This window comes from Pseudomonas protegens (assembly GCF_003732485.1).
GTDB classification, from domain to species: domain Bacteria; phylum Pseudomonadota; class Gammaproteobacteria; order Pseudomonadales; family Pseudomonadaceae; genus Aquipseudomonas; species Aquipseudomonas protegens_B.
Genome location: NZ_MOAK01000012.1, coordinates 1 through 813 on the forward strand (window position 1 = coordinate 1; position 813 = coordinate 813).

The following is an 813-nucleotide window of genomic DNA, read 5'->3' on the forward strand; positions in this document are numbered from 1 at the left end:
GGCAATGGCTTCACCGTCAGCTTCGACGACAACCAACTGCTGGACCTGCACGTCGACAGCGCAGCGCTCAACGCGCTGGTGCACAACACCGGCACCGGCCTGCTCAAGGCCGACGGCGGGCAGGTGCTGATGACCGCCAAGAGCGCAGGTTCCATGCTGCAGACCGTGGTCAACAACCAGGGCACCATCGAAGCCAATACCCTGTCGCAGAAAGCCGGGCGCATTACCCTGGACGGCGGCGACGTGGGCGTGGTCAGTGTCGATGGTTCGTTGCAGGCCAGTGCGCTAGGCGGCAAGGGCGATGGCGGGTTGATCGAGACCCGGGGCGCAACCACCCGCGTACTGCTGCCGGCCAAGGTCAGCACTCAGTCCAGGGATGGCCGGACGGGCACTTGGAAGATCGCCAGCAACGAAGTCAAGGTGGGCTCCTTCTTCACCGCCAACAGCAACACCGTCCATGCCGACACCTTGTCGCGCAACCTGGCCACGACCGATATCGAACTGGCCAGTGGCAAGGGCGATGTAGCGGTGGAGAACGGGCTGCGCTGGTCCAGCGGTAACCAGTTGACCCTGTCCTCGGCCAAGGACATCCGCCTGGATGACCGCCTGTCTGCCGGTGGCGCCAACGCCCGGGTCGAACTCAACGCCCAGGGTGACATCAAGCTCAACCGTCAACTGACGCTGAGCGGCAGCAACAGCAGCCTTGGGCTGAACCACGGCGGTGCGTTTACCCTGGGCCAGAATGGCGGCGTCACGCTGTCCGGCAACGGGGCCCGCTTCGATGCCAACGGCGAAGCCTACAGCGTCATTCAA

At 64.6% G+C, this 813-nt stretch carries 1 pseudogene; it reads left to right on the forward strand.

From position 1 onward, the window contains the following. Positions 1-813, forward strand: a pseudogene (locus tag BLX41_RS00585) (two-partner secretion domain-containing protein); the annotation flags it as partial.